This window comes from Peristeroidobacter soli (genome assembly GCF_004138485.1).
GTDB lineage: Bacteria > Pseudomonadota > Gammaproteobacteria > Steroidobacterales > Steroidobacteraceae > Steroidobacter > Steroidobacter soli.
Genome location: NZ_ML142848.1, coordinates 218,307 through 244,670, shown reverse-complemented (window position 1 = coordinate 244,670; position 26,364 = coordinate 218,307). Strand labels below are relative to the sequence as shown.

General features: G+C 62.8%; 21 protein-coding genes. 13 read left to right on the top strand and 8 right to left on the bottom strand.

Annotated features, from left to right (window positions below):
• Positions 1 to 5: 5 nt before the first annotated feature.
• The 5 genes from EKO19_RS00950 (at position 6) to EKO19_RS00930 (ending at position 6,864) form a co-directional block, all read left to right on the top strand.
• Complete coding sequence (locus tag EKO19_RS00950; RefSeq protein ID WP_129774543.1) at positions 6 to 1,241, top strand: CaiB/BaiF CoA transferase family protein; 1,236 nt, start codon at positions 6 to 8, stop codon at positions 1,239 to 1,241.
• The gene (locus EKO19_RS00945) at positions 1,241 to 2,005 is read left to right on the top strand and encodes an enoyl-CoA hydratase/isomerase family protein (RefSeq protein ID WP_129774542.1); all 765 of its coding nucleotides are present in this window, start codon (positions 1,241 to 1,243) and stop codon (positions 2,003 to 2,005) included. Before EKO19_RS00950 ends, EKO19_RS00945 begins: the two co-directional genes overlap by 1 nt.
• A 46-nt stretch (positions 2,006 to 2,051) precedes the next feature.
• Positions 2,052 to 3,362 (top strand): alpha/beta hydrolase, encoded by a 1,311-nt coding sequence (locus EKO19_RS00940; protein WP_157995048.1) that lies wholly within the window; start codon positions 2,052 to 2,054, stop codon positions 3,360 to 3,362.
• 119 nt (positions 3,363 to 3,481) lie between these two features.
• On the top strand, positions 3,482 to 6,037 hold the full coding sequence (locus tag EKO19_RS00935) for a CehA/McbA family metallohydrolase (RefSeq protein WP_129774540.1): 2,556 nt from the start codon (positions 3,482 to 3,484) through the stop codon (positions 6,035 to 6,037).
• An 89-nt stretch (positions 6,038 to 6,126) separates the two neighbouring features.
• On the top strand, positions 6,127 to 6,864 hold the full coding sequence (locus EKO19_RS00930; protein WP_157995047.1) for a formylglycine-generating enzyme family protein: 738 nt from the start codon (positions 6,127 to 6,129) through the stop codon (positions 6,862 to 6,864).
• A 218-nt stretch (positions 6,865 to 7,082) separates the two neighbouring features.
• On the opposite strand, the gene EKO19_RS00925 is transcribed toward EKO19_RS00930, so the two are convergent.
• From EKO19_RS00925 to EKO19_RS00910, 4 genes are all read right to left on the bottom strand, one after another.
• Positions 7,083 to 8,375, bottom strand: a complete 1,293-nt coding sequence (locus EKO19_RS00925) for an ATP-binding protein (RefSeq protein WP_129774538.1) — start codon at positions 8,373 to 8,375, stop codon at positions 7,083 to 7,085.
• A 2-nt stretch (positions 8,376 to 8,377) separates the two neighbouring features.
• Positions 8,378 to 9,061, bottom strand: a complete 684-nt coding sequence (locus tag EKO19_RS00920; RefSeq protein WP_129775939.1) for a response regulator — start codon at positions 9,059 to 9,061, stop codon at positions 8,378 to 8,380.
• Positions 9,062 to 9,075: 14 nt separating this feature from the next.
• The gene (locus EKO19_RS00915; protein ID WP_157995046.1) at positions 9,076 to 9,384 is read right to left on the bottom strand and encodes a DUF3019 domain-containing protein; all 309 of its coding nucleotides are present in this window, start codon (positions 9,382 to 9,384) and stop codon (positions 9,076 to 9,078) included.
• An 82-nt stretch (positions 9,385 to 9,466) separates the two neighbouring features.
• The gene (locus EKO19_RS00910; protein WP_281280982.1) at positions 9,467 to 10,333 is read right to left on the bottom strand and encodes a MipA/OmpV family protein; all 867 of its coding nucleotides are present in this window, start codon (positions 10,331 to 10,333) and stop codon (positions 9,467 to 9,469) included.
• Positions 10,334 to 10,578: 245 nt separating this feature from the next.
• Here EKO19_RS00910 and EKO19_RS00905 point away from each other — a divergent pair, with 245 nt between their 5' ends.
• Positions 10,579 to 12,576 (top strand): beta-propeller domain-containing protein, encoded by a 1,998-nt coding sequence (locus tag EKO19_RS00905; protein WP_129774535.1) that lies wholly within the window; start codon positions 10,579 to 10,581, stop codon positions 12,574 to 12,576.
• Here the strand turns inward: EKO19_RS00905 and EKO19_RS00900 are convergent.
• The 3 genes from EKO19_RS00900 to EKO19_RS00890 are packed head-to-tail and all read right to left on the bottom strand — an operon-like array spanning position 12,529 to position 18,397.
• Positions 12,529 to 13,962, bottom strand: a complete 1,434-nt coding sequence (locus EKO19_RS00900) for an amidohydrolase family protein (RefSeq protein WP_129774534.1) — start codon at positions 13,960 to 13,962, stop codon at positions 12,529 to 12,531. The two genes, EKO19_RS00905 and EKO19_RS00900, sit on opposite strands and share 48 nt — an antisense overlap.
• 12 nt (positions 13,963 to 13,974) lie before the next feature.
• Positions 13,975 to 16,704: a TonB-dependent receptor plug domain-containing protein gene (locus EKO19_RS00895; protein ID WP_129774533.1), complete on the bottom strand. Its 2,730-nt coding sequence runs from the start codon at positions 16,702 to 16,704 to the stop codon at positions 13,975 to 13,977.
• 43 nt (positions 16,705 to 16,747) lie between these two features.
• Entirely contained in the window at positions 16,748 to 18,397 is a 1,650-nt protein-coding gene (locus EKO19_RS00890) for an N-acyl-D-amino-acid deacylase family protein (RefSeq protein WP_129774532.1), read from the bottom strand.
• A 193-nt stretch (positions 18,398 to 18,590) separates the two neighbouring features.
• Here EKO19_RS00890 and EKO19_RS00885 point away from each other — a divergent pair, with 193 nt between their 5' ends.
• From EKO19_RS00885 to EKO19_RS00870, 4 genes are all read left to right on the top strand, one after another.
• Positions 18,591 to 19,109, top strand: coding sequence for an RNA polymerase sigma factor (locus tag EKO19_RS00885; RefSeq protein WP_129774531.1), 519 nt, complete (start codon positions 18,591 to 18,593; stop codon positions 19,107 to 19,109).
• Positions 19,110 to 19,119: 10 nt separating this feature from the next.
• Entirely contained in the window at positions 19,120 to 20,181 is a 1,062-nt protein-coding gene (locus tag EKO19_RS00880; protein WP_129774530.1) for a FecR family protein, read from the top strand.
• Between the two features lie 103 nt (positions 20,182 to 20,284).
• On the top strand, positions 20,285 to 22,771 hold the full coding sequence (locus EKO19_RS00875; RefSeq protein WP_175596915.1) for a TonB-dependent receptor: 2,487 nt from the start codon (positions 20,285 to 20,287) through the stop codon (positions 22,769 to 22,771).
• 74 nt (positions 22,772 to 22,845) lie between these two features.
• Complete coding sequence (locus EKO19_RS00870) at positions 22,846 to 24,108, top strand: amidohydrolase family protein (RefSeq protein WP_129774528.1); 1,263 nt, start codon at positions 22,846 to 22,848, stop codon at positions 24,106 to 24,108.
• Positions 24,109 to 24,111: 3 nt separating this feature from the next.
• Here EKO19_RS00870 and EKO19_RS00865 read toward each other — a convergent pair whose 3' ends face one another.
• On the bottom strand, positions 24,112 to 24,564 hold the full coding sequence (locus EKO19_RS00865; RefSeq protein WP_129774527.1) for a universal stress protein: 453 nt from the start codon (positions 24,562 to 24,564) through the stop codon (positions 24,112 to 24,114).
• 301 nt (positions 24,565 to 24,865) lie between these two features.
• Here EKO19_RS00865 and EKO19_RS00860 point away from each other — a divergent pair, with 301 nt between their 5' ends.
• The 3 genes from EKO19_RS00860 to EKO19_RS00850 all read left to right on the top strand — a co-directional run bounded on the left by EKO19_RS00860 (position 24,866) and on the right by EKO19_RS00850 (position 26,361).
• A complete protein-coding gene (locus EKO19_RS00860) occupies positions 24,866 to 25,246 on the top strand; it encodes a UrcA family protein (RefSeq protein WP_129774526.1) in 381 nt (126 codons plus the stop codon).
• A gap of 82 nt (positions 25,247 to 25,328) precedes the next feature.
• Positions 25,329 to 25,766, top strand: coding sequence for a YqaA family protein (locus tag EKO19_RS00855; protein ID WP_129775938.1), 438 nt, complete (start codon positions 25,329 to 25,331; stop codon positions 25,764 to 25,766).
• A gap of 76 nt (positions 25,767 to 25,842) precedes the next feature.
• The gene (locus EKO19_RS00850; protein ID WP_129774525.1) at positions 25,843 to 26,361 is read left to right on the top strand and encodes an RNA polymerase sigma factor; all 519 of its coding nucleotides are present in this window, start codon (positions 25,843 to 25,845) and stop codon (positions 26,359 to 26,361) included.
• Positions 26,362 to 26,364: the final 3 nt, after the last annotated feature.

Sequence of the window (26,364 nt, the reverse complement as noted above, 5' to 3'; positions counted from 1 at the left end):
TCTCCATGGCCGCGGCTGAAAACGAAGTGCCGGCAGCTCCCGCGGTCGGGCCGTTGCATGGCGTGTTGGTGTTGGACCTGACGCGGGTCGTCGCGGGGCCGTACTGCACGATGATGCTCGCCGACCTGGGCGCGACTGTCATCAAGATCGAGAATCCGCAGGACCCCGATTACGTGCGCACGTTTCCACCGATGGTGGAGCAGGGCACGGAACGGCTCAGCGGATTCTTCGCTCAATACAATCGGCACAAGCTGGGCGTGACGCTGGATCTGAAGTCGGCCCGGGGCCGCGAGTTGTTTTTCGACATGGTTCGCAAGGCTCATGTCGTGGTCGAAAACTTCCGGCCGGGCACCATGCGCAAGCTCGGCCTGGATTTCGAGGCGCTGCGTAAGGTCAATCCGCGGTTGATTTACACAGGTATCAGCGGCTTCGGGCAAAGCGGTCCGAACTCGGCGCGTCCCGCCTACGACAACTCCGCTCAAGCAAGCGGAGGACTATGGTCGATGAACGGAACACCGGGTGAGCCGCAGCGGGTCGGCACGATCATCGGCGATCTCGCTGCCTCGTTATATGCCGCGCTTGGCACCGTTGCCGCTTTGCGTGAAGCGGAGAGCAAAGGCGTCGGCCGGCTCGTGGATGTCTCACAGCAGGATGCGGTGTTCACACTCACCGAAAACGCCGTTGTGAATTTCACGACTCAAGGGAAGATCGCGGAGCCGCTGGGCAACGATCATCCGTTCGTGCGGCCGTATGGCCGTTATGAATGCAAGGACGGTCATGTGTTCTTCGGCGGGTACACGGACAAGTTCTGGCAAGAGTCCTGTGCCGCGTTCGGTACGCCGCAGTTCGCGACCGATCCCGAGATCGACACGATGGAGAAGCGCTTCGATCAAGCGGTGTATGCGCGCCGGGTCGAACCCATCGTTCGTGGCTGGTTCGCCGATAAGACCAAGCAGGAGCTCGAGGCCATCGCGTCCGACCGCTTCCCGCTGAGCCCGATCAAGAACATCGGCGAAGTCGTCGAGGATCCGCACATGCTGGCGCGGGACATGCTCGTGCAGGTGGGCTACGGCGATACCAAGGTCAAGGTCTTTGGCTCCGCCGTGCATTTGTCTGAAAGCTCCGTCGGCGCGGAGCCCAGGGTCCCATTGATCGGCGAGCACAACGAAACCGTCTTTCTCGATTGGCTCGGCCTCGACCGGCAGGCTTTCGAGTCGCTGCGCGAGCGCAAGGTGATCTGATGGCCATCGCTTACGACGTTCAGGACGGCATCGCCCGCATCACTTTCAATCGGCCGGCCAAGCTCAATGCGATGACGCTGGCCATGTACGACGAGCTGGGCGCTGCATTCAAGGCGGCCGGCGAAGACGACTGCGTGCGCGTGGTGATCCTCACTGGTGCAGGCGATCGCTCGTTCTGTGCCGGCGCCGACCTGAAGGAGTCCATCCCCGCACTGGCGCGCAACGAGATCGATATCTCCGCGTGGGATGCCGCGCATCTGAAGCACTTGAACCTCGACAAGCCCATCGTCTGCGCCATCAACGGGCTGTGCATGGGGGCCGGATTCGAGATCATGCTCGCGACAGACTTGCGTATCGCGTCCAGCGCGGCAGTATTCAGCCTTCCCGAAGTCTCGCTTGGAATCGTGCCGGCGGGCGGCACGCTCGTGCGGCTGGTCCGGCAGATCGGCTACGCGGCGGCGATGGAAATCCTGATGACGGCGGATCGTTTCAGCAGCGAACAGTTGTTGCGGGTCGGTTTGCTCAATCGAGTCGTCGCGCCAGAGCAGCTGTCGGAGACTGCGACTCAGTGGGCCGAGCGCCTGGTGCGTTTGAGTCCCACGGCACTCAAGGTCACCAAACGCGCGGTCCGGGAGTTGAGCGATCTGCCGCTCGAGGACGCGTTTCGTCGGGAGGCCGTGCTCGGGCAACTGGCGTTCACCAGTGCCGATGCCAGGCGAGGGCTGGCGGCGTTTGCCGAAGGCAAGAAAGTCGAGCGTTACTGATGCCAGCGCGATGACCGCGCATTGTCGTCGACAAAGGTGGTTGAGCATGGGGCAATCGTTCTTCTGCATCGTCATTGCGGCGTGGGCTGCATTCGCGTCTGCGCCGGTGTCGGCGTCGGCAGTGCCGATGCCGGACGGCAAGTACGACGTCGGCGTGGTCCGGGCCGAATTCGCCGACCTGTCGCGACGACTCGATGCCGCCGATCCGGTCAGCGGGCCGAGGCGAATGCCGGCGATTGTCTGGTATCCGGCGAAGGGGCGGGCGGTCGGCGGCGCGGGCTATATGGAAGGCGATGCGGCGACCGTCACCTTGCCGGCCATCGCTCGCAATTTCAGTTACGCAGTCGAAGACCTGCACGCGCTGACAACCACGCGGATGAAAGTGCGACCAGGCGCGACGCCGGCGAAGCCGTCACGGGGATTTCCGGTGGTGGTGTACAGCCACGGCTTCTTCTTATATCCAGAGCAGAACAGCGTGCTCGCCGCGCGCCTCGCGAGTCATGGTTACATCGTGGTGTCGATTGCGCATCCTGGAGACGTCGCGGACGTGCGTCTGGAGGATGGCAGCATCGCCGCGACCAAGCTCGCGAGCTTGGGAGATGACGCGAGGTTTGGTACGGCAATGAAGGCGCTGGTGGGAGGGAAGGACCTCGCAACAGCTCGCGAAGCGCTGCCCGTTTATGCGGAGTCCTTTCCGGCGACCCGGCTCGGCCGTTCCTTCGCCGAATGGCGAGACGATACATTGGCGGTTGCCAAGACTATCGTCACCAACAACGAGCCCAAGAGTCTGCGCGACGTGTTGGCCACGGCTGACCGCAGTCGCCTTGCCTTCGCCGGCATGTCGTTCGGCGGCGCGACCGCGGGCACGACTTGCAAGCTGGTCGATGCCTGTCGCGCGGCGGTGAACCTCGATGGTCAGAACTTCGATCCGGAGTTGTTTGATCGACCGGTGGGCCGTCCCTTCTTGCTGCTGCTCAGTGACTGGGAACGATACAGCCTGTTCGAAGGCCAGCCTCGCGCCGCGGATTTCAGCCCCAACGATCTTGCCTATGAAACCTGGGATGAGGCGGGCCAGAAGAACGATGTGCTGCGTGTTCGTCTGGAGGGCATCCGGCACATGGGATTCACGGACCTCGTCGCCTTGCTCGATGGCCCGAAACGGGTGGAACGTGTGGGTGAGATCGATGGCAATGAAGCGCTGTCCGCGATTGGCGATGTGGTCCTTGCTTTCCTCGATGCGCACGTACGCGACGGCAACGCTGCGAGCATCGACCGCGCGATCGAGCGTCATCCCGCGCTGAAACGCCATGAGCCGACGCGTTTGAAACAATGGATGAGCGAGTCCCAGCAACATTGACCCGACTCTCCACAGCGCTCGAACGACCACGCCACGCATGAAACGTCGGTCTCCAGTGCTCGAACGATCACGTCCTGCATGAAACGTCTGTCTCCATTGTTCGAGCGATCACGCCCCGCATGAAACGTCTTGGCTCTCCCTTTGTCAGCTTGGTTGCTGTGGGTCTGTTGCTGGTCAGCGCAATGAGCGTCGGCCAGAATGTTTCCTATCCTGCCTCGACGCAGGGCGGCTTCTACACGCACAACTATTACTTCGGCCCTGCGCCGAGCTCGACGCCGTGGGCACCGGCCTGGTCACCGGACGGATCGAAGATCGCGGTCGCCATGAGCGGTTCCATCTGGATCGTCGATCCGAGCTTGGGCAGTGCACGTGAGCTCACTTACTCTCGCAAGTATCATTCGATGCCGACCTGGTCGCCCGACGGGCGTTGGATCGCGTACGTCGCCGACGATGGTGGCCAGACGATTCAACTGGAGATCGTCGAGGTCCAGACCGGCAAGAGCTGGCCGCTGACCTCGGATGATCAGGTCTACATGGACCCCACGTTCTCACCGGACGGAACGCGGCTCGCCTACGTGTCGACCAGGCCCAAGGGCGCTTTCAATGTCTACATCCGCGCATTGAAAGATGGACGCTTCGCGGGCGACGAGATCGCCGTCACGCACGACAACGACTTCGGCCGGGACCGCCTCTATTTCGGACCGATGGACCTGCACATCACGCCGGCCTGGATGCCCGATGGCAAGGAGTTGCTGCTGGTTTCGAATCGCAACGTGCCGCTCGGCTCGGGCAACGTCTTGCGCGTGCCAGCAGCGGCGAACGGCATCGAACAGGCGACTACAGTGCTTGCGGAGCAATCGCTGTTCCGTACAAGGCCCGATGTCTCTCTCGACGGCAAGCGTTTCGTCTATTCGTCGACGCGGGGCGCGGCGGATCAATTCAACAACCTTTACGTGCAGCCGACCGCCGGCGGCGAACCCTACAAGCTGACCTTCTTCCGGCACGACGCTTTCCATCCGCGCTGGTCGCCGGATGGCGAGTGGATCGCATTCATCTCGAATGAGGACGGTCTGCCGCAGCTGCAGTTGCTGGAGACTCATGGCGGAACGCTGAAGAAGATCCACATCGGTGAGCGGCGCTGGAAACGGCCGACAGCTGCGCTTTCGGTGCGGACGCTCGACGCGGCGACCGGTCGTCCGACCGCTTCGCGCATTCATCTGACCGCATCGGATGGAAAGATGTATGCGCCGGAAGACGCGTACGCTCGCGTGACCGGTGAGGGTGATCGGGTCTTCCATCAGACCGGAACATTTCGGGTCCAGGTGCCGGTCGGGCCTGTGACCATCGAGGCCGTCAAGGGCTTCGAATACACGCCGGTGCAGACGACGGTGCAGGTTCGTGACGGCAAGCTCGCGCAGATCGATTTGAAACTGCAGCCACTGACCGATCTGTCGGCCCGCGGCTGGTACAACGGCTCGACCCACGTTCACATGAACTACGCCGGCAACCTGCACAACACGCCGGCGAATCTGATGATGATGTCGGCCGCCGAAGATCAGGACATGGTCAACGAGCAGGTCGCGAACAAGGACAATCGTATCCTCGATTACGACCTGTTCATTCCCGGCGGCAAGCCGCACCCGATCTCGACGCCGGAGCGGCTGATGATCGTGGGCCAGGAATATCGGCCGGCGTTTTATGGGCACGTGTTCATGTTCCAGCTGCGCGATCATCTGATCAGCCCGTTCACCACGGGCTACGAGGGGACGGCAATCGAGAGCCTGTATCCGAGCAATACGGACATGCTGCGCAAGGCGAAGGCGCAGGGCGCGACCGTTGGATACGTGCATGCGTTCGGCAGCAAAGATCCGCTGCTCGGCACGCTCGGTGGCGGCAAAGGTTATATCGTCGATGCCGCGCTCGGCACGACGGATGCGCTCGAATGGTCCTACCCGGGCCTGGGCAGTTTCTTTCCTTGGTATGCGACCCTCAACAACGGACTGCGCGTGACCGCTGTCGGTGGTGAGGACTCGATCAGCAGCATGCAGATCTCGAAGATGGTCGGCTCGGCGCGGACCTATGTGCACACCGGCGATCGCGGGCTCGACGCCGACGCCTGGTTCGAAGGCTTGCGCAACGGACACGCGTTTGTATCGACGGGGCCGCTGGTTGAGCTGACGGTGAACGGCCAGATCCCCGGCAACGAAATCAAACTGCCGGCCGCCGGTGGTGAAGTCACCGTCGAGGCGCGCGTGCAATCGATCACGCCGCTGGAGACCGTCACGCTCATATGGAATGGTGAGGCTATCGAGAAGATCCCGCTGTCGGCGAATCGCAGGAGCGCGCAATTGAGCAAGAAGCTCAAGGTCGCGCGCAGTGGCTGGTATCACCTGCGCGCGGAGGGAAATCCGAAAGAGCGCTATCCACTCGATGCTGAGTTCGCACAGGCGTTCACCAATCCGGTGTGGGTGACAGTTGGCGATCAGCCCGTGCGCAACGCGGCGGCCGCGGACTATTGTCTGAAGTGGATCGACAAGTTGCAGCAGATGGCGGAGGCGTGGCCGGGCTGGCGCTCGCAGCGTGAGAAGGATCACGTCTATGCGCAGTTCGACGAGGCGCGCGCCGTGTATCGAAAGTTTCGTGATGAGGCGATGGTTGGAGGCGTTGAGCGATGAGAGACTTCTGGTTGAGCTGCGTAATGCTCGCTCCCGGCGTCGTTTGGGCTGATGCGTCCAGCATTCGGGACTGCGCGGATTGTCCTGAAATGGTCGTCGTGCCCGCTGGCAAGTTTCAGATGGGCTCTGCCGAGCGGGAGGAGGGGCGTCTCGCCGACGAAGGGCCGTTGCATACGGTCACGTTCGTCAAACCGTTCGCGATTGGAAAGTACGAAGTCACGTTCGATGAATGGGACGCTTGTGTGGCGGCCAAGGCGTGCGACGCGGTCGGAGATGAAGGCTGGGGGCGCGGGCGTCGGCCGGTTCTCAACGTCAACTTCGAGATGGCGCAGGGGTATGCGAAGTGGCTGACGAAGAAAACCGGCAAGCAGTATCGCGTGCCGAGCGAGGCCGAGTGGGAATACGCAGCGCGCGGTGGCTCGACGACGCCCTGGTTCTGGGGTGAGGATTCGCAGCGGGCTTGTGAGTTCGCCAACGTCGGCGATGAGTCGGTGAAGCAGGAACATCCGGATTGGCCGCGCCATGATTGCAACGATGGCTACGCGAAGACCTCACCCGTGGGCAGCTTCAAGCCGAATGGATTCGGCCTGTACGACACTGTCGGCAATGTTTGGGAATGGGTGGAGGACTGCTACAACGAGTCGTATCAGGGCGCGCCGACGGATGGTCGCGCCTGGTTGAGCGGAGACTGTGCCCGGCGTATCGATCGTGGCGGCGGCTGGTACAACAAGCCGGAAGCGGTGCGCTCGGCGCAGCGCTATGGCGGCGATGACTCGGCCCGGCGGAATAACACGCTGGGATTTCGAGTTGTGAGAGCCATGCCGTAAGGAACGGCTGGATGATTTTCAAGGCGTGCCGTAGGAACGAAGTTTACGGCTGGATGATTTTCGAGGCGTGCCGTAAGGAACGAAGTTTACGGCTGGATGATTTTCGAGGCGTGCCGTAAGGAACGCGGCTTTACGGCTCGGGTTGATTTTCAATGCTGCCGTAAAGAACGGGGCCTTACGGCGCGGCAACTCTCAAAGGTGTCATGAGACCGCGGCGCTCAGGCGCCGCTGGTTCGCACCGGCCACTCGACCATGAATCTGGCGCCGCCGAGCGGTGATCCGTCGACGCGGGCGGCGCCGCCGTGCCATTCGATGGCGCGTTTGACGATCGCCAGGCCGAGTCCGAAGCCGGTGTGTGAAGTGCTGCGCGCGCTGAGTTGCACGAACGAGCCGAACACGCGTTCGCGGTCCGGTGCGGGAATGCCGGGACCATCGTCTTCGACGTAGAGATGATAGCTGTCGGCCGCAATCTTGAAGCTCACGTGGACTCGTTGCTTCGCGTAGCGCGTGGCGTTGTACAGCAGATTGCGCAGTACCGTTTCGATGAGGTGCGCGTCGCACATCACCTTGTGAGTATCGTGGGCGACGTCGTAGCTCAACATCAGGTCGCTGCGGGCACTGCGCCTGACGGATTCGGTCACGGCCGGGACCACCAGCGTGAAATCGTGCTGGCCGATGTTCAACGCGACTTCCGCTCGCTCCAGCACCGCATATTCCAGGGTCGCGGTGACGAAGGCGTTCAGCTCGGCGATGTCGGTGTTCAAATGGTCGAGGTGTTGCAGGATGGCTTCGCGCGTTTCGGCCGAGCGTGCCAGCTCGATCTCGAAGCGCATGCGCGACAGCGGTGTTTTGATCTCGTGCGACATTGCATTCGCCATGTCCTTGTGCGAGCCGATCAGTCCGTCGATCCGGCGCGCCATGCGGCCGAACGCGGCGGCGAGCGAGGCGACGGGAGAGCGGGGCGGGATCGCGGCGTCGAAACTCCAGTTGCGATCGCCGAATTTCAGCGTCGAGTCCTCGAGCGCGCGCAGGTCGCGACGCAGTGGCCATAGCCACAGCATGATGACCAGCGCGATGGCGGCATAGAAAACGATGACCGCCAGCCATTCCAGCGGCGTTCGCTGGGATGTTTCAGCCACGAATCGGAACGCGAGCATGCGATCGCTGTTGGCCAGTCGCTGCAGAGCCCAGACTCGATTCTCCGCGTCGGTCCACAGCGCCGGCTCGTCTTGCCGCGGCCCGGCCGCATCGATGCCGGCCAATTCCTCGGGCTCCATGAGATCCAGATCCAAGCCGGTGCTGCGAGCGAGCTCATCGACCGCCGCGGGCCAGCGTTCCTGCGGAATCGATTCGAGCTGTCGTTCGACGAGAGTCAGCACGGCGGCTTGCGATGGATAGCTGTCGGGCCGTGCGGAGTCCGCATACAGATGCCACAACCGGTCCTGACCCCAGCTGACGATGGCGAGCGTCGCGACGATGCCAAAGTAGAGCTGCAGAAAGTGACGCGTCATGCTCAGCCTTCGGACGCGAACAGGTAGCCGTGGCCCCACACCGTTCTGATTCGTTCCGGCGCGCCGGCGTCACTCAGCTTCTTGCGCAGATGCGAGACCCGCACGTCGAGGGTGCGATCGAGCCCGTCGTAGTCGCGCTTGTAGAGCTGTTGATACAACGTCTCGCGCGACTGAATCTCTCCGGCGCGGCACGCCAGGAAGAACAGCAGGTCGAATTCGTTGCTGGAGAGGGTGACTTCATCCGTCCCAACGAATACCGAGCGGGACAGCGGATTGATACAAACGTTGCCGAACTTCAACAGGCGCTGTTCGGGCGGTGCGCTGCTCTTGCTACGACGTAACAGCGCATGAATGCGTGCTACCAGCACGCGAGGCTCGACCGGCTTGGCGACGTAATCGTCGGCGCCCAGCTCCAGACCCACGACATGATCGATGTCGTTGTTGCGCGCGGTGAGGATCAGAATGGGCAGCGACGACAGGCTGCGGATTTCCTTGCATACCGAAAAGCCATCGCGGCCCGGCAGACCCAGGTCGAGAATGATCAGGTCGGGCCGGTCCTGCTGTAGATGCCCGACCACCAGCTCACCGCGATGTTCCACGATCACTCGAAAGCCATTGCCCTGCAGATACGTGCGCACCAGCTCCGACAGCCGCGGGTCGTCTTCGACCAGCAGGATGACCGGCAGGGAGGGTTCGGCGCTCAATAGAAGATGCTCCAGGGTTGCCGGCGCTTGCGTCGAAACTGCAATGCCTTGCGAATGACGGCGATCGCCTGCGAGGCCAGCACCCGATCGAGCTCGGTATCGCGCAACTGGACCACCAGATCCTGGCTGAAAGAAACTTCCACGCTATACGTGCCTTCGGAGTGCTGTTCCCAGCAGTGCTTGATGTGAGGTTGGTCGACGATCACCAGACACAGAGACTCGTTCTTGGGCGAGCGCCATTGCGCACGGACGGTGGTGTTGCAGGTTGCGTCGTTGTCGGCAAGCGTGCAGACACGCGGACGCAACTGGAGCTCGATCGGTGGCGGCCCGGCTTCGGGCGCGGCACTGGCCGGGACTGCGAGGAGCAGGCCATACAGCAGCGCCGCACTAGAATACTTTGAAGTTGAAACCCACAAACGCAGTTACCACCGATGGATCGGAGACCAGCGGACTGTCACCGATCTCATCGCTGAGATATTCGTAGTGAACGAAGGCATTGAGCGTCCAACGTTCGGACAGCACGCGGGAGTAAGCCAGTTTGACGAAAGGATTGAGCGCCGCGGCCGGTCGATAGAATCCCTCGATGCCGTAGTAGTAGCGCACCGTCTGCGCACTCTTCCAGGTGAAGCCGGCGTTTGCGATCAGGGAATGTTCGGTCTGGATCAGCGGCGTGGAGATCGCGCCTCGGACTTCATAGCCATCGTGTCGACCGGTCACTTCATACAGGGCGCTGAGCTGTCCGGCGAACCGGCCGTAGGAAAACAACCACTCGGGGCCGGCGAGATAAGTCGTGCGGCGCCGATGAGTGGGAAATTCCTGAGCGCTGCGCCCATCGCCCGAGCCGAGGTTATCCCCGCCCGCGCCTGCGCCCACTCCCGGCGCGGCAGCCAGGCTGTTCACCAGCAGGTTCTGCGGATCGCTACGGCTGAAAAATACGCGGTCGTAACCCGGCGCGGCTACGAGGTTGATCGTGTGCACAGCCCCCTCGTGCAATGTGAATCCCGGCTCCAGGTTGTCGACGAAGAAGCGCTTGCCGTAATAACTGAACTGAGGAATGACGTACAGTGGAATGTCTGAACGACCCGCGACCGGGTTGGTGCGCACGCCGGCGCCGAGCCCGACGCTGAGATCCCACTCACCGACGACTACGCAATCCGGTGATACGGCCGTGCATTTAACTTGTGCACCGGCGGGCTGCGGGAGGCAGGCTGAAATGAGCAGAAGCAGGGCGAATGTGCGCAGTTTCGTAGGCATTGGCGTGTGCTGCGTGCGTGCGGTCGGGCCGCGCTGGAGCGGCATTGTCCCCAGTGCGCACGCGCTCAGCTGTGAAGCTTTAGTAGCGATTTGTTACGCAAATGTACGTCGTGTTCCTGCTCTGTTAACACAGCGTGCCATCTGTACGTCCCACTGACAACCTTTACAAATGCGCGACGGATTCGCCAGCCACCTGTTCCTAGTATGCCGGCGGCCGATGTCAGCACCGATCCGGAGAACCGTGCATGAGCTCATCAGCGAAAAACACTGCGCTGCTGCTGGCGACCTCGCTCGGGCTGGCGGGCCGTGACGGCTCCGACGGGCAGTCGCTGAATACCGACTACTCCGATCTGCGACTGGCGACTTCGACCGAGGGTGGCTTGCAATATGCGACAAAGGGCGAACAGGTATTGGCAGCCCTCCGCAATGGAATTCGGATGTCGTTGGGCGGCGCGCCTGAGATCGCTCTCATCGATGGACCCGCGGCGGCCACCGTCGACGGGTCAGCCCGATATTCCGGCACCACCGTACCGGTGGCAGGCGTGGATGAGCCGGATCTCGTCAAATACGACGGCGAGCGCATTTATGCGCTCGTTCCCAGGCCGCAGCCTGGCGGGCTGATTCGCAACGTTCTGAAAGTCGCGAGCACCAATCCGGCGGACGCGGAGATTCGAGTCACCTCCGAGTTCACCCTGGAGGGTGAGCGCAGCTCCGCGCCGCTGCTGTATCAAGTGCAATCCGCCAGCGGGCGGACGGACTATGTCGCGGCGGTCAGTCAGAACTATCAGGGTTGGTTGCAATCCCGGCTGGCGGTCGACGCGCTCGTGGCTCTGCCCGATCGCACCGTCCTGCAATTGCTCGATGTGCGCGATCCTTTCAACATCTCGCAGGCCTGGAAGCTCGAGCTCGACGGCTGGCTGCGTGCCAGTCGCAAGATCGGCGATATGTTGTATCTCGTCAGCAGCTATCGACCGCGACTGTCGGGATTGAAATTGCCGGCGGACACGGTCGCGGCCCGGGAAGCAAACGAACGGCGCATTCTTGGCGCGACCGCGGCGGAGCTGCTGCCTGGTTACAGCATCGACGGCGGAGCCAGATTGCCGCTCGCTACGATCCGCGACTGCGTGTTACCGGCAAGTCTGTCGTCACGGGACGCGTACGCCGACCTGGTGGTCATCACCGCCGTCGATCTGAGCGAGCGGCGCGTGACCGATGTCAACTGCGTCAGCACCAACGTCAACGGCATCTACGCTTCGGTCGACAGTTTGTATGTCGGTGGCGAAGGTGATGACGCCGACGGCGCGGCGATTACGGTGCTACACAAGTTCGGGTTGAATCGCGGCGATATCACTTATCGCGCGAGCGGCGCGGTCGGCGGCCGGATGGGCTGGCTGAAGGCTTCATACTTTATGGATGAGTTCCGGGGCGACTTGCGCGTCGTTACGAGCCATGGCGACGTACATGGCCTGTCGGTGTTGCGTGAAACGCCGGATCGACGGCTCGCCGTGATGGCGAAGTTGCCGAACGCGCAACAGCCAGCGCCTCTCGGTAAGCCAGGTGAGCAGATACACGCCGTGCGTTTCTTTGGCGAGCGCGCGTATGTTGTGACTGCCAGAGTGACCGACCCGCTGTACGTCATCGACTTGAGCCGGCCCGTGGACCCGTTCATTGCCGGCGCGCTCGAAATTCCCGGCGTCGCGACTCATCTGCAGCCCATCATCGGGCCGACGGGCGAGACGTTGCTGCTCTCTGTGGGGCGAGAGCGCGGGATCAAGGTCGAGCTCTTCGACGCAACTGACATTCGGCAGCCGCGATCGCTGGGCACGCAAGTGTTCGGGCAGTTGGGCTCATCGAGCGAGGCGACCGACGACCCGCAGGCACTGGCGGTGTTGCCGCACGAACCAACCAAAGGTTACCGGATCGCGCTGCCGATCAATGTGTTCGATACGCCGTATAACAACGGCTTCAAGTGGACGTACAGCGGCATCCATCTGCTGGAAATAGATGATGTGACGAGCGCGGCGCCGCGCTTGTCGCTGGCGGGGGTGATCAAGACCGATGAGCCCGACAGCGCCAAGCCTTATCCGGGCCTCGCCGTGCCGAATCGAACCGTGTTACATGACGAGAGCGTGTTCGTCGTGAACGGCGACACGCTCATCGGCAGTCTGTGGGATCGACTCGGTACGGCATCGACCTCACTGCTTGGACACGATGCCTTTACCCGGCAATACGCCGGAAACTAGCGCGCCTTTATCGATTACCAGCGTGCCGTTCACCAGCACGAACTTCATGCCGGTGCTGCGCTCGTTGGGCTTCTCGTAGGTGGCCCGGTCTTTCACCGTGGCCAGGTCGAACACCACGATATCCGCGTCCGCGCCTTCCTGAATTCTGCCTTTGCGTCGCGCCGACACGGTGGCTTTTTCCAGCCGCTGCGCCGGCATCAGGCTCATCTTGCGAATCGCATCGCTCAAGCTGATCGTGCGCAGCTCGCGGACGTAGCGCGCGAGGATCATGCTGTAGCTGCCTGCGTTGCGCGGGTGGCCGATTTCACCGTCGCTCGCAATCGAGGTGAGCGGGTTGGCGATGACGCCGTCGACCACTTCCTGACGATTGACGAAGAGCACCACGCCCTGGGTTTTCGGCGAGGCATGCAGCTCGTCGAAGCGTTCCTTGGTGAGTCGCTCGCCGGTCTCCGGCAGCATCAAGGAGTCGTAGCCGATGCCGAACTTTTCCTGCCAGCCCGGATTGAACAGGGCGGAGTTGATCGAGGTCATGCCGGCGATGTACGGATAAGCCTCCGCGGTCACATCGAGCCCGCGTGCTTTCGCGCCGGCGACCATGGCCAGACAGTCCGAAACATCGGCCAGGCAGGTCGAATTGATATGAACAATCTGAAGCGGGGCGCCAGTCACCGCCGCCGCGCCGATGACTTCGCTGACCGATTCGATGCTGGAGCCGGGCTCTTTACGGCCGACGCTGCGAATGTGCGTGAACACCGGCACATTGCGGCCCGCCGCCGTCTGGAAGATATGAATGATCTCCTGACGGGTCGCGCCCGGCACGTATTGAATGCCCATGCCGATGCCCAGACCGCCGGCATCGATCTCGCTGTTGAGGCGAGCCTGCATCTGCCTGACTTGTTCCGGCGTGGCCGGATCGTTGGTCGCATGTCCGCTCTGAGGGATGAGGTCGTCTCCCGCCAGCGGTGAGCCGAACGCGGCAGCTCGCGCCGCCGCGTGACTCGCGGTCGTTCCATAGTTGATCAACGAGTGACCGGACTTCCGTGTCAGAAACTCTTTGACGTCGGGGACCCCGATCTCCATCTCGAGGCCGCTGGTGACGCCGTCGAACGCTTTCAGCACGCCGGATTCTTCATTCTGTCCGTGCTGATGCAGATCGATGAAACCCGGAGCCACCACCAGTCCCTTCGCATCGATGCTGCGGGTTCCGGTGAGTGGCTCCGTCGAGACGCGTGCGATGCGTCCCTGGTTGATGCCGACGTTCATGGTCGCGTCCAGCCCGGTTTCGGGATCCAGCACGCGCCCCCCGCGAATCACCAATTCATAAGGGGCGCTCCAGACGACGGCCGGAGCCAGGGCTGCCACGAGGGCGACGATCAACTGTTTCATGATGCTGCTCTATCAGAAGTTGGCACGCACGCCGAGCGTGAAGTACCGGCCGATGATGTCGAAGTAGGGCGAGTTCAACGCGGCCACCGCCGGTTGCTTGTCGAACACGTTCTGCACGCTGCCGAACACCGTCACTTTCGAATCGCCCACCGGAATGTAGGTGCGCAGACCCAGATCGATGTAAGCGCGGCTGCCGATGTGGTTGCCGGCCAGGGCCACGACTTCCTCGGGTGCATAGCCGCCGCCGTCGAGATAACGGGCGCGCACGTCGCCGCCGACAAACTCGCTTTCATAGGCGAAGGACAGCGAACCGCGCCACTTCGGGACCAGATATCCGGTTTGCCAGCCGAGATAGCCGGCGCCTTCGATCGCGGAGATGCCGTTGTCCACCACCAGCGAATCGACGTAGTTCAACAGGCCGCGCACGGTCAGCTGACCGGGACCGATCGGCATCTTGTAGGATGCCTCGAGGTCGTAGCCCTTGTTGGTGTACTCGGCGATGTTGATGTAGGTGGCGTTGATCTGGGAAATGCCGCCGGTGCCGTCGCGAGTGATCTGACTGCAGGCACTCTGATTGCCCTCGTCATAGCAGCTGTTGACGATTTCCTGCGCCGTCAGCGTGGAGATCACGTCCTCGATCTTGATGTGATAGTAGTCGAGCGACACTTCGAGGCCCGGTACGAACGAGGGTGTGAACACCGCGCCGACGGTCAGCGTGTCGGCGATCTCGGGATCGAGTTGCGGATTGCCGCCGGTGAACAGGGTTACCTGCGCGGTCGGCGGTGTCGCCTGCGACTTGTCCTGCACGGTCGTGTAGTACGTGCCGGGCGTGGAGTACAGCTCGATCAGGTTCGGTGCGCGAATGTCGCGGGACCGGGTGGCGCGCAGCTTGACATCCTCCACCATGTGCCATGTGCCGCCGAGCTTCCACGACCAGATCTGGCCGCTGTTCTTGTAATCGGAGAGGCGGGCGGCGCCGTTGAAGTCGAGCGACTTCACCAGCGGCTTGTCCACCAGCAGGGGCAGCGCGACTTCCACGAACCCTTCGGTCACGTCGTTGCTCACCTTCGGGATGTTGTCGCCGTTGATGGTGGCGAAATTGCCGGCCAGCGAATTCGCGTCGTAGGTCGAGCGGTACTCTTCTTTGCGATATTCGACGCCGGTGGCGAGCGACACGGGCTTGTCCCACAGCTCGAACGGTTCGCCGCTCAGGATGAAACCGGCGGTCTGCAGCCAGTTTTCATCGAACGCGCGCCAATCCGCCGTCGCGTAGTCGATGGCGGCCTGATCGGCGCGGCCGGAGCCGAACAGATTCAGCGGCCGGCACGCGGTGGTCGGATCGGTCAGCGCGATCCGGCACACCGGCGTGTTGTTCGGGCCCACGACCGCGTCGATGGCATTCATGAAGTTCTCGGCCAGCGCCAGATTCGTCAGGCGCATGTCCTGTTCCTGCTTGCCCTGACCGTAGTAGCCGTTGTAGCGCCATTTGCCGTCGGCGAATTCGCCGTCGAAACCGACGGTGGCCTGGACGGTCTCGCGATCGTAGTCGTAACTGGCGAGCGCGACGTCGGTCACCGCGCGGCCCATCGTGAACGTGGTTTCACCCGCACCATTGACCAGCGCACGCTGCGCCGGCGTGAGATTCAGGTACGGGTTGTCGTACGACATTTCCAGCTGCGTGATCGCGAGATCCGGGAAGAACACGCGCTTGTCGTTGACGTTGTTGTAGCTGACCTCGGCCCAGGCTTTGAACGTATCGGTCACATTGACCGAGAAGCGACCCAGGGCATTCTTGCGCTCGATCGGCGCCACCACGGAGCGGTACTGGTCGATGTGATAGCCCTCGCCGCCAATCATCAGACTGGGCGAGAACGGGCTGCGCACACCGTACTGGAAGGGGCGCAGGGTGCCGTCCGGATCGAAGGTATTGCCGGCGAGCACGCCGGTGTTGATCAGACCGCCTTCGCTACGCCGGGCTTCGCGCAGGTTCATGGTCGGATACAGATTGCCGTTGGCGTCCGGGAAAAAGTTGGACGCGCCGATGCGCGGGCGACGAATCGCCGGAATGATGCCGTCGTCTTTCAAATAGTCGGCGCCGAGCAGCAGGTGAGCGCGGTCGTCGAACAGTTTGGTGCCGAAGGACGCCTCGACCAGGGTCTTCTCGGCATCGCCGTGCGTGGAGCGGCCACGCTGCACGCCGACTTCGACGCCTTCTTTTTCGTCATCCAGAATGATGTTCACGACGCCGGCAACAGCGTCCGAACCGTAAGCGGCCGAGGCGCCGCCGGTGACCACGTCGATACGCTTGACCAGCGAGTACGGCACGGTCTGCAGATCGTTGGCGCTGACGTAACGGCGGTTGTTCACCAGCACCAAGGTGCGAGACGAGCCCAAGCCGCGCAGGTCGGCGGGTGTCTGGCCCGAGCTGGTCACAGTATTCGTCGACGCTGCGGAGTCCGTCGCACGGAATTGCGGCAAGTCGGTGAGTGTCGCCGCGATGTCGGTGCGGCCGGCCTGGCGCATTTCAACTTCGCCCAGCACCGTGGTCGGCGTGGGGGCGTCGAAGCCGGCGGTGCTGATGCGCGAGCCGCTGACCACCACCACATCGATCGGCTCGACGTTTTCCGTGGCCGATTGAGTTTGAGCATGAGCCGCGCTGGCGCATGCGAAGGCGACGGCGAGAGCGACTTTGCTCTGGCGGCCGACGCGCGCTGAAAAACGACTGTCCGATACTGCGATCATGATGACCCCTTGTTGATTTCTCGATGCAATCCCCAAAACGATGTCAGGTGCGTGCCTCGGCCGGGTCCCTTGCGCAGCCGCTGCTCTTCAAAGCCACGCCTGGCTTTGCACCTGTGTGTCGACCCTCAGAGACCACCACCTGGCCGTTCACCAGTACGTACTGGATGCCTTCGGGGGTGGCAGTGGGGTTCTGATAGGTCGCGCGATCCTGAATGCGGTCGTAGTCGAAGACGGTGATGTCGGCCCACAGGCCGGTGCGAATGGCGCCGCGATCGAACTGGCGCATGCGCGTCGCTGGCCACGACGTGAGTTTTCGAATCGCGTCGGGCAGCGTCAGCACGCCGCGCTTTCTCACGTACTCGGCGATGAGGCGTGGGAAGTTTCCATAGGAGCGAGGGTGGGGCAGTCCCAGCCCGTCGGTGGCGTTGAGTTTTTCGCTGGCCGAGGCATCGCTGCCGAGCGACACCCAAGGCGTGCGCAGCGCCGTTTCGATGTCTTTCTCGTCCATCATGAAATACAGCGCCATGGCGCGATTGGGCTGGGCTTCGATCACGATGTCCCAGGCCACGTCGGCGGGATCCTTGCCGAGCTCCTTGCCGATGGCCGCGAGGCTGCGGTTGTGGAAGCGCTGGTATTTGGGATTGAACGCGTTCGCCAGCACCACGCGATCCCAGCCGCCCGAGGCATGCACGAGGTTCGACCAGCCGGGCAACGAGCCGCCCGCGACTTCGCGCTTCAGGCGCTCACGCACCTTGCGGTTCTGGAGCTTCTTCAAGCCTTGTTTGAAGCCGCCTTCCCACACCCAGCTCGGCACGGTGATTTCGAGGCCGGTGCCGCCGGCTTCGTAGAGATACATGTCCGCGGCGATATCGACGCCGCGCTGTCGAGCCGCGTCGATCTGAGCAATCGCTTGCGGCATCAACTGGTGCCAGCCGGGCTGATACGCGCCCTTGAGATGAAAGATCTCGATCGGGACGCCGGCCTGTTCGCCGATCTGGATGGATTCGGAAATGGCGCTCAGCAGGTTGGCGCTCTCGTCGCGCATGTGGCTGGCGTAGATGCCGCCGCAGGCCGCGGCGACTTTCGACAGCTCGATCAGATCCTGGGTGGATTGAAAGCTGTCGGGTGGATAGATCAACGCGGTCGCCACGCCCAGGGCGCCACCGCGCATGGCTGTGGCCACCAGCGACTTCATCTTTTCCAGTTGCGCGGGCGTCGGCTGGCCGGCACCGTCGCCCATCACCGCGACTCGAGCCTGCGCGGTGCTGTAGTAGCTGCCGAAATTGAGCGAGATTCCTTGTCGTTCCAACTGGGCGAAGTAGGCGGGGATCTCCTCGGCCGGGACCGGCGTGCCGCCTTCGCCGGCGATGGCGGTGGTCACGCCTTGCAGAAGCTTGTTCTCCGCGCGGCCCTCGGTGCGAAGAACCTCGCCCGATTGGTCCATCATGTCGACCCAACCTGGCGAAACATAGAGCCCGCGCGCGTCGATCTCCTTGCGGCCCCGTCCGGGGATCCGGCCGACCGCGGCGATGCGACCGTTTGCGATGGCAACGTCCGCGTTGATCCAGGGATTGCCCAGGCCGTCGAGCACTCGCCCGTTGCGAATGACCACGTCGTAGCCAGGGGACGTCTCTTCTGCTCGTGCAGCTCCCAGCGTCAAGGCGCATAGGGTTGCCAGGGCCAGTCGCTTCATCGAGCCTCCCACCAGAACGGGATCAAGTTGGCATTATAGGAGAATAGTATCCTGATTAGAGAATACTTTGTCACTATAGGCAACCACCGCATTCCGCCGCTGACGCCTTTACACAACAAAAAATTTCGCGGCGAGGGGTGACCAGCGGCGGACAAACGACTCTTATAAGGACCAACGACCAAAGGAGGCTGGCTTGGCGGGTTGCAACGCTCCATCCCTGGTGGCGGGGCTCGTGGCGAGTCACGGCCTGCAGCTGCGCCGGTTCCTGCTCGCGCGCGTGCGAAACGTGGCGGACGTGCCGGATTTCATCCAGGAGGTGTACCTGCGAATGCTTCGCGTGCCCGATGCGGCGTCGATTCGCTCGCCGGAGGCGTATCTGTTCACGGTCGCTCAGCACGTGGTCCAGCAGCAGGCCTTGCAGTCGGGACCCGCCGGCAGTCCGGCGCAGCTCATGCGCATGCTCGATCCAGCGCCCTCGGCGCACGATGCCAACCCGGAGCTGGATGCCAGCGCTCAGCAATGCCTGGAACAATTGCAGAAGGCGCTGGATGAGTTGCATCCCAAGGTGCGGGCCGCCTTCATTCTGAGCCGCCGCGACGGCTTGAGCTTCGATGAGATCGCCGAGCGCATGGGCGTGTCGCGGCCCATGGCCAAGAAGTATCTGACCAAGGCATTGATGCGCTTTCGCCAGAGCCTGGCGGAGCAGGAATAGGGTCGCCGTGATGGAGCGCAGTGTCCGAGGCAAGTTCAACGCGCAGGTCTATGAAGAGGCCTGCGACTGGTTCGGCGAGTGCCGCTCAGGCGAGCTGGATGCCGCTGCCCGGCGCGACCTGGATCGATGGCTGCGCCAATCGCCAGAGCACATTGCCGCTTATCTGGAAGTCGCCGCTCTCTATCAAGAGGCGGGTGCCGCCATTCCGGCGGATGCGGATGTCGAGGCGCTGATCGCGGCCGCCGTCCGACATCGCAACAACGTGGTCGAGCTTTCGTCCGCGCGCGAGCCGGTTGTTCCCCCGTCGCCGCCGTCGAAGCTCACGCGTAGGCTTGCACTAACGGCGTCGCTTGCGGCCGCTGCGGCAGTGCTGGTGGTCGTGTCGCTGATGTTCTGGCCGCAGACGTATGCGACGGGTGTCGGCGAGCAACGCTCCATCGTGCTCGCCGACGGCTCGACTGTAGATCTGAACTCGCGCTCCAAGGTCAGGATCCGGTTCTCGTCCCGCCTGCGCGGCGTCGAGCTGATCGAGGGGCAGGCGTTGTTCAATGTGGCCAAGGATCATGCTCGCCCCTTCGTGGTCGAGAGCGGTGGCACTCTCGTTCGCGCCGTCGGCACGCAGTTCGACGTCTATCGCAAGCGACGCGGCACCATTGTCACCGTCGTGGAAGGACGGGTGGCCGTGCTTGCCGAGCGCGGCGCCGGCGATGTGAGTTTCGCCGAACCGCAGACCGGAGCGCTCGCGTCAGGCTTGTTGGTGTCGGCGGGCGAGCAGGTGAATGTCAGCGACAGCGCCGCGCAGCGCCTGGCGCATCCAAACATCGAGGGCGCGACCGCGTGGCGGCAACGCGAACTGGTGTTCGATACCGCCTCGTTGGTCGAAGTCGCCGAGGAGTTCAATCGTTACAACACTCGCCGATTGGTCATCGACAAGGACCAGCACTACGACTTCCACATCAGCGGCGTGTTTTCCTCGACCGACCCTTCCTCGCTGATCCGCTTCCTGCAAGCGCGGCGGGAGCTGCGTGTCGTGGAGACGGAAACGGAGATCCGCGTCGGCAAAAATAACTGACGCGGCGGGGTACCCGATGTCCGATCTCACACTCTTCTAACGCATGAGCCCACGTCAACGGACGCTGGGTACTACAAGCCTCTTGAGAGGCAGGGGAGTTCTCATGCGTTTGAGCGTGCTGGCGGCGGCGATATCACTCTCGGTCGGCCTGTCGATGGCGGCCGACGTGCAGGCCGCGATCAAGAAACGAACGTTCATTCCGGCGCAAGGGCTCGGGCCGGCACTACGAGCCTTCGCCAAAGATCACAAGCTGCAGATCATCTATGTTTCCGAAGAAGTGGCGAAGTTGCATACGCGAGGAGTGATCGGCGATGTGACCAGCGACGAAGCGTTGCGGGCGCTGTTGCAGGGAACGGATCTGGAATATCGCTACCTCGATGAGCGTACCGTCACCGTATTCTCCGCGCCCGAGACGGAGTCGACGAGCGCGGTTGATTCTTCCGAGCCTCCGCACCTCGCGCAGGCGTCCGCCGATGCGTCGCTGTTGCTGGAAGAAGTCATCGTCACCGCGACCAAGCGACCCGAGGCGGTACGAAGAATCTCCGGCTCGGTCAGCGCACTGACGGGCAGTGAGCTGGAGCGGGTGGGAGCGCAGAGCATGGCGGACTACATCTCTCGCACGCCGGGTGTGATCTTCAATGGCAGCGCGCCGGGGAATTCCTCGGTGACGATTCGCGGTATCTCCACGACCACGCGCATCGACCAGGGGCAGGGCACGACCGGTTATTTCCTCGACGACGTGCCGCTCACCGATCCGTTCTTTGCCATCGCCATTCCCGACATCGACGCCTTCGACGTCAACAACGTTTCGGTGCTGCGCGGTCCGCAGGGCACGTTGTTCGGGTCCGCCTCGTTGGGTGGCGCGATCAATTATCAGACGGCCCGGCCGGATGCCTCGCGATGGGACGCGCGAGTTCAAGGCAGCTACGCGGGCGTCACCGGCGGCGGCAGCAATCAGTCCGGCAAAGTCATGATCAATGCGCCGATCGTGAGCGACCAGCTCGCGCTACGCGGCGTCTATGTCTATCGCGACGATGCCGGCTTCATCGACAACGTCGGCACGGGACGGCGCGATGCGGATCGCGTGCTGATTCGCGGCGGCCGCGTGCAAGCGCTGTGGACGCCCACCGACCGAACCAAGGTCAACTATCTATTCCTGAATCAGACCTTGAACAACGACGACGTGGGATATCAGGAGCCGCAGACCGCAGGACGCCTGCGGAAAAATACCGTGGTGCCGGAGTTTGGCGAGTATGAAACCACCCTTCATAACTTGCGGGTCGACCAGGAGTTCGGCTTTGGTACTTTGACAGTGTCCGCGGCTCATCACGAGAAGCGCTCGGACAACATCGAGGATGCGACCGGCGATCTGCAGTCGCTGCTGCCGGGCGTGACGCCGATTACCATCAGCGCGCCTTCGACCAGTCGCGGCAAGACGTTCGAAGTGCGGCTCGCGTCGCCGACCGGGCGGTCGTTTGAATATCTCATCGGCGCCATGCGCGATGACACGCGCATGAACATTCGCAACCTGGCGGGCGGGCCGGGCACCGCGGCCGTCATCGAGGAGGTCTTTGGGCCGCTGTTGGGCGAAGGGATCGGGGAGATCTCGGCGCCGGGCGATATTTTTCTGGACGCCCGGATTCCAGTGCGCGGCGAAGAGCGCGCGCTGTTCGGTGAGGCGACTTATCATTTCAACGATGTGTGGAAGATGACGCTCGGCGGTCGCGCGTTCGAAACCAAGGTCGAGAATGAAACGTTGTCGAGTGGCTTCTATACGCTGCTGACGACGGGGGCGCTGCAGAGTGCGGAGTCCGGCACGCAGAAGGAGAACGGCTTTACCCCGAAGATCTCCGTCACCTGGACGCCGGGCGACGACTTCATGGCGTATGGTCTGGCGAGCAAAGGTTTCCGGTATGGCGGCCCCAACATCATCGTGTCGGAACCGGGGTTCACGGTGCCGCGGCAGTTCGATTCCGATTCGCTGTTCAACTACGAGTTGGGCGTGCGCTCGGATCTGTTCGGTCAGCGCGTGCGCCTGGACGGCACGGTGTTCTACATCGACTGGCGGGATATCCAACTGCGGCAGCAGACCCCGCTGCGGCTCAACTATGCGAGCAATGCGGGCAAGGCGGAGAGCTATGGTGTCGAGGGCACGGCGACGTGGCTGATTGCCCGCGATCTGCTGTTCACCACCAACCTCACCTATTTGAATGCCGAGCTGGTGGAAGATTTCAATCCCGGTGGCGGTCAGGACATCGTGCCCGCGGGGTCCACACTGCCCGGCGCATCGCAGTGGCAGGTGTCGAGCACGCTCACTTATGAGATGTCCCGACTGCCGCTGGCGCCGTCTTTCGTGCTCTCGCATCGCTATCTTTCGGAGGCGCCCGGCATCTTTGGAGCCGGCGCGGAGCAGGGCGACTTCAGCGTAGTCGATGCACGCGTCGCGTTGCGCTTCAACCAGTTCAGTCTCACGGCGTTCGTCAATAACGTGACCAACAGTCATGGCGTGACGACTGCGTTGGACGATCCACTTCAGCAATACCTGATCCGGCCTCGCACCGTCGGTGTGACGCTCGATTACCGGCTCTAGTCCACGGTTTCCCCTTCAGGCCCTTCAATCGCCGGCGCCGTGGCGCCGGTGCGGAATTCGTTCGAGGAAAACTCATGCGCCCTCTCTCAAAATTCTCCTTTGCCGTCATGTTCGCTGCCGTCGCGTCGGTCGCGTGGGCGCAGAACGCGCCGACCACTACCGTGATTCATGCGGGCCATCTCATTGCCGAGCCCGGTAAACCGCCGCTCACGAATCGTTCCGTGATCGTCGAGGACGGCAAAGTCGTCGCGGTGAAGGAAGGATTCGTTGCCGGCGACAACGTGGTCGACTTGAAGGACGCGTGGGTCATGCCGGGCCTGATCGATATGCACACTCATCTGACCGGCGTGCTCGATCTTGCGGCACCGACGGAGCCGCAGATCGCAATGGCTTACATGCGTCCGCCGGCGGAGGCGGTGCTGAGCATGCTGCCGCGAGCCAAGGCGTTGTTGATGAGCGGCTTCACGACGATTCGCTCGTTGGGCGATCAGTCGAGCACCCAATACGCGCTGCGCGACGCCATCAACAAGGGTTTGGTCGTCGGTCCCCGGATGTTTGTTTCGGAGCCGCAGATCTCCGTCGATGGCGGCGATCTGGATGCGTCCCGCTGGGATGTTCGCAAAGATCTCGAGCAGTACGTATCCAATCGCGGCAACTGCACAGGCGTTACCGAGTGCATCAAGGTCGTGCGTCAGGAAGTGCGCCGGGGCGCGGATGTGGTCAAGCTGCGGCAATCCGGTTTGCCCTTCGACGCTCCGAAGGTGCAGATGGTCGAGTCTCAGGCGGAAGTGCAGGCCATCATCGACACCGCGCATCAGCTGGATCGCAAGGTGGCGGCACATGTGATCGGCTCGCCGGCGTATCTGCACATGGTCATCGCGGCGGGTGCGGACACGATCGAGCACGGCCCGGTCGACGACGCAGCCATTGCGTTGATGAAAAAGCACGGCACGGCGTACACGCCGACCCTGCTCGCGGGGAAGATGATCGACTTCAGGTTCCAGGAAGGACTGGAGGGTGTCGGCAAGGCCTATCGAGCCGGCGTGCCCATCATCTTCGGTACGGACCTGGGCATCTTCGATGTCGAGCAGAGTCATGTGGAGTTTGGATTGCTCGCACAGGCGGGTATGCCGCCCGAGCAGGTGCTGCGTGCGGCCACGGTGAACGCGGCCAATGCACTCGGGCGCGGCGACAGCCTTGGCATGATCGCGCCCGGCATGATCGCGGACATCATTGCAACGAAACGCGATCCCTTGACGAAGATCGACGCTCTCGGCGATGCCGGTGAGATCTCGTTCGTGATGAAGGAAGGGCAGATCTTCAAGGATGCGCGGTGATGGCTAGCTCGGGTCCTGGTTGCGTACCAGCAGCACCGGCACGGGTGCCCGTCGCACGATGTATTCCGCATCGCTGCCCATCAGGAGTCTGCGAAAGCCGCGGCGGCCGTGAGTGCCGCAGACGATGAGATCGGCATCCATTTCCCGGGCCTTTTTCACGATGCATTCGCCGGCCGAATCACCGAGAGTCTCGATCAGTTCCACATCGACCTCGATGCCGGCGTTGGTCACCTTGTCCTTGCACTCCTGTAACAGCGCGCCGCCGATTTTGCGGATGTCCTCGGCGACCTGATGAACCGTGGCAGGCATCGCTTCCACGGTCACCATGATCCACGGCTCCACGACGTGCACGAGCTGCATGCGAGCCTGCAAATGACCGGCAAGGTCCATGGCCTCATCGAGCCCTCGGGCGGAGGCCACGCTGCCATCGATGGGAACCAGGATTCGCGAATACATGACGCGATCTGATGCGCGCCGCCCGAATCGGTCAAGAGGACCTGGGGCCAACTCGAATTGACCGCCGCGCCTCCAACACTGCAGCTCGCGACGTTGGTCGCGAGCCAACGAATCCCGCCCGCGCGCCAGCACGACACGCTGTGCGGATTCCTCTTGCTGCCCTAATGATTCGCCGTCGACTTCAGTGACTTAGCGAAATCCCGCAGCTCACCGGCCGAGCCGGCATGACGCCTGCAATCTGCTCCAGCAAGCGCCGGGCAAAGCGCTTGATACCCCTCTCTCACTTCTGGAGTCAAAGATCATGTGCAAACTCAACGCCGCGCCTGAGCGCAGTCACATTCTGTTGCTGACCGTCATTGCTGCCTGCTTGGTCTCGGGATTCGCCAGTGCCGACAATGGCGGCACTGGCGATGTACCAAAGATCGTCGTCAGCCTCGCGGGCATCGAGACATCGACCCCGAAGGGCGCCGAGCTGGCCTACGATCGAATTCGCTCAGCTGCGAAAATCGTCTGTCGCGTCGATCAATCGCGCGAGCTGGAGCGGATGGTGCGCGCTCGTGCCTGCTACCAAAGCGCGCTCAGCGATGCAGTAGGGCAGGCCAATCGACCGCTCCTCTCGGCCCTGCACGCACAGCGCACGGGCGAGCGGAATGAAATGATCCGGACCGCCGCGCGTCGTTGAAGAAAATCCCGGCCGGCACGGATGCCGGCGCAGTGTCGGGAACCGCGCTACCATCGTGAGGTGAATGACGATGGTGAGCCACATGCCGGATCTGGCGATCTACGCGGGACTGTTCCTGGTCGCCTTCCTGGCCGCCACTTTTCTGCCGATGCAGTCGGAGGCCGCGCTGGTCGGGCTGCTGCTGACCGACAACTATCCCGCGTCGCTGCTGGTCACGGTTGCCAGCGTCGGCAATGTGCTCGGTGCCACGCTGAACTGGGGACTGGGCCGATGGGTCGAGCGCTTCAGCGAGCGCTCCTGGTTTCCTGTGCAGCCTGCCACATTGGAGCGGTATCGAGCCTGGTACCAGCGCTACGGCAAGTGGTCGTTGCTGTTGAGCTGGGTGCCCCTCATTGGAGATCCGCTGACCGTCATCGCCGGCGTTTTGCGCGAGCCGCTGCCGGTGTTCCTGTTGCTCGTCACCGTGGCCAAGGTCGGGCGCTATCTGGTGCTGACCGCCGTTACTTTGCACTGGGCTTAGATTATTTTCGACTCGGGGGTATCGACCGCGCCGATTCGGACTCTACGTCAACGGACGACCATTTTCGGGAGCGACGTTGCCGTTGCAGGATCCGCATGCCTGGGTCGAAGACCTGGCCAGGCGTCATGAAGCAGGCTTGAGACGATTCCTGCGCACCCGGGTGCGCAACGACGCCGATATCCCGGATCTGGTGCAGGAGGTGTTCCTGCGCCTGTTGCGCATTCCGAGCGTGGCCACGGTGCGGACGCCGGAAGCCTACATATTCACCATCGCGCGACACGTGGCCATCGAGTACGGATTGAAGCGTTCGGGCGGCGCCTCCCAAGTCGAGCTGGATGCGGTGCTGGCCGAGAGCGGCGATCTCGAACAGCTCGACCCGGCCCTCGAAGTCAGCGCTCAGCAATGTGTCGAAGCGCTCGACGACGCGCTGCTGGAGCTCTCGCCCAAGGTGCAGGCGACCTTCCTGTTCCATCGTCGCGACGGCCTGACCATCGAGCAGACCAGCGCCCGGCTGGGCATCTCCCGGCCCATGGCCAAGAAGTATCTGGTGAAGGCGCTGGTGCATTTTCGTAAACGGCTCAAAGAGGCCGAGTAGGGA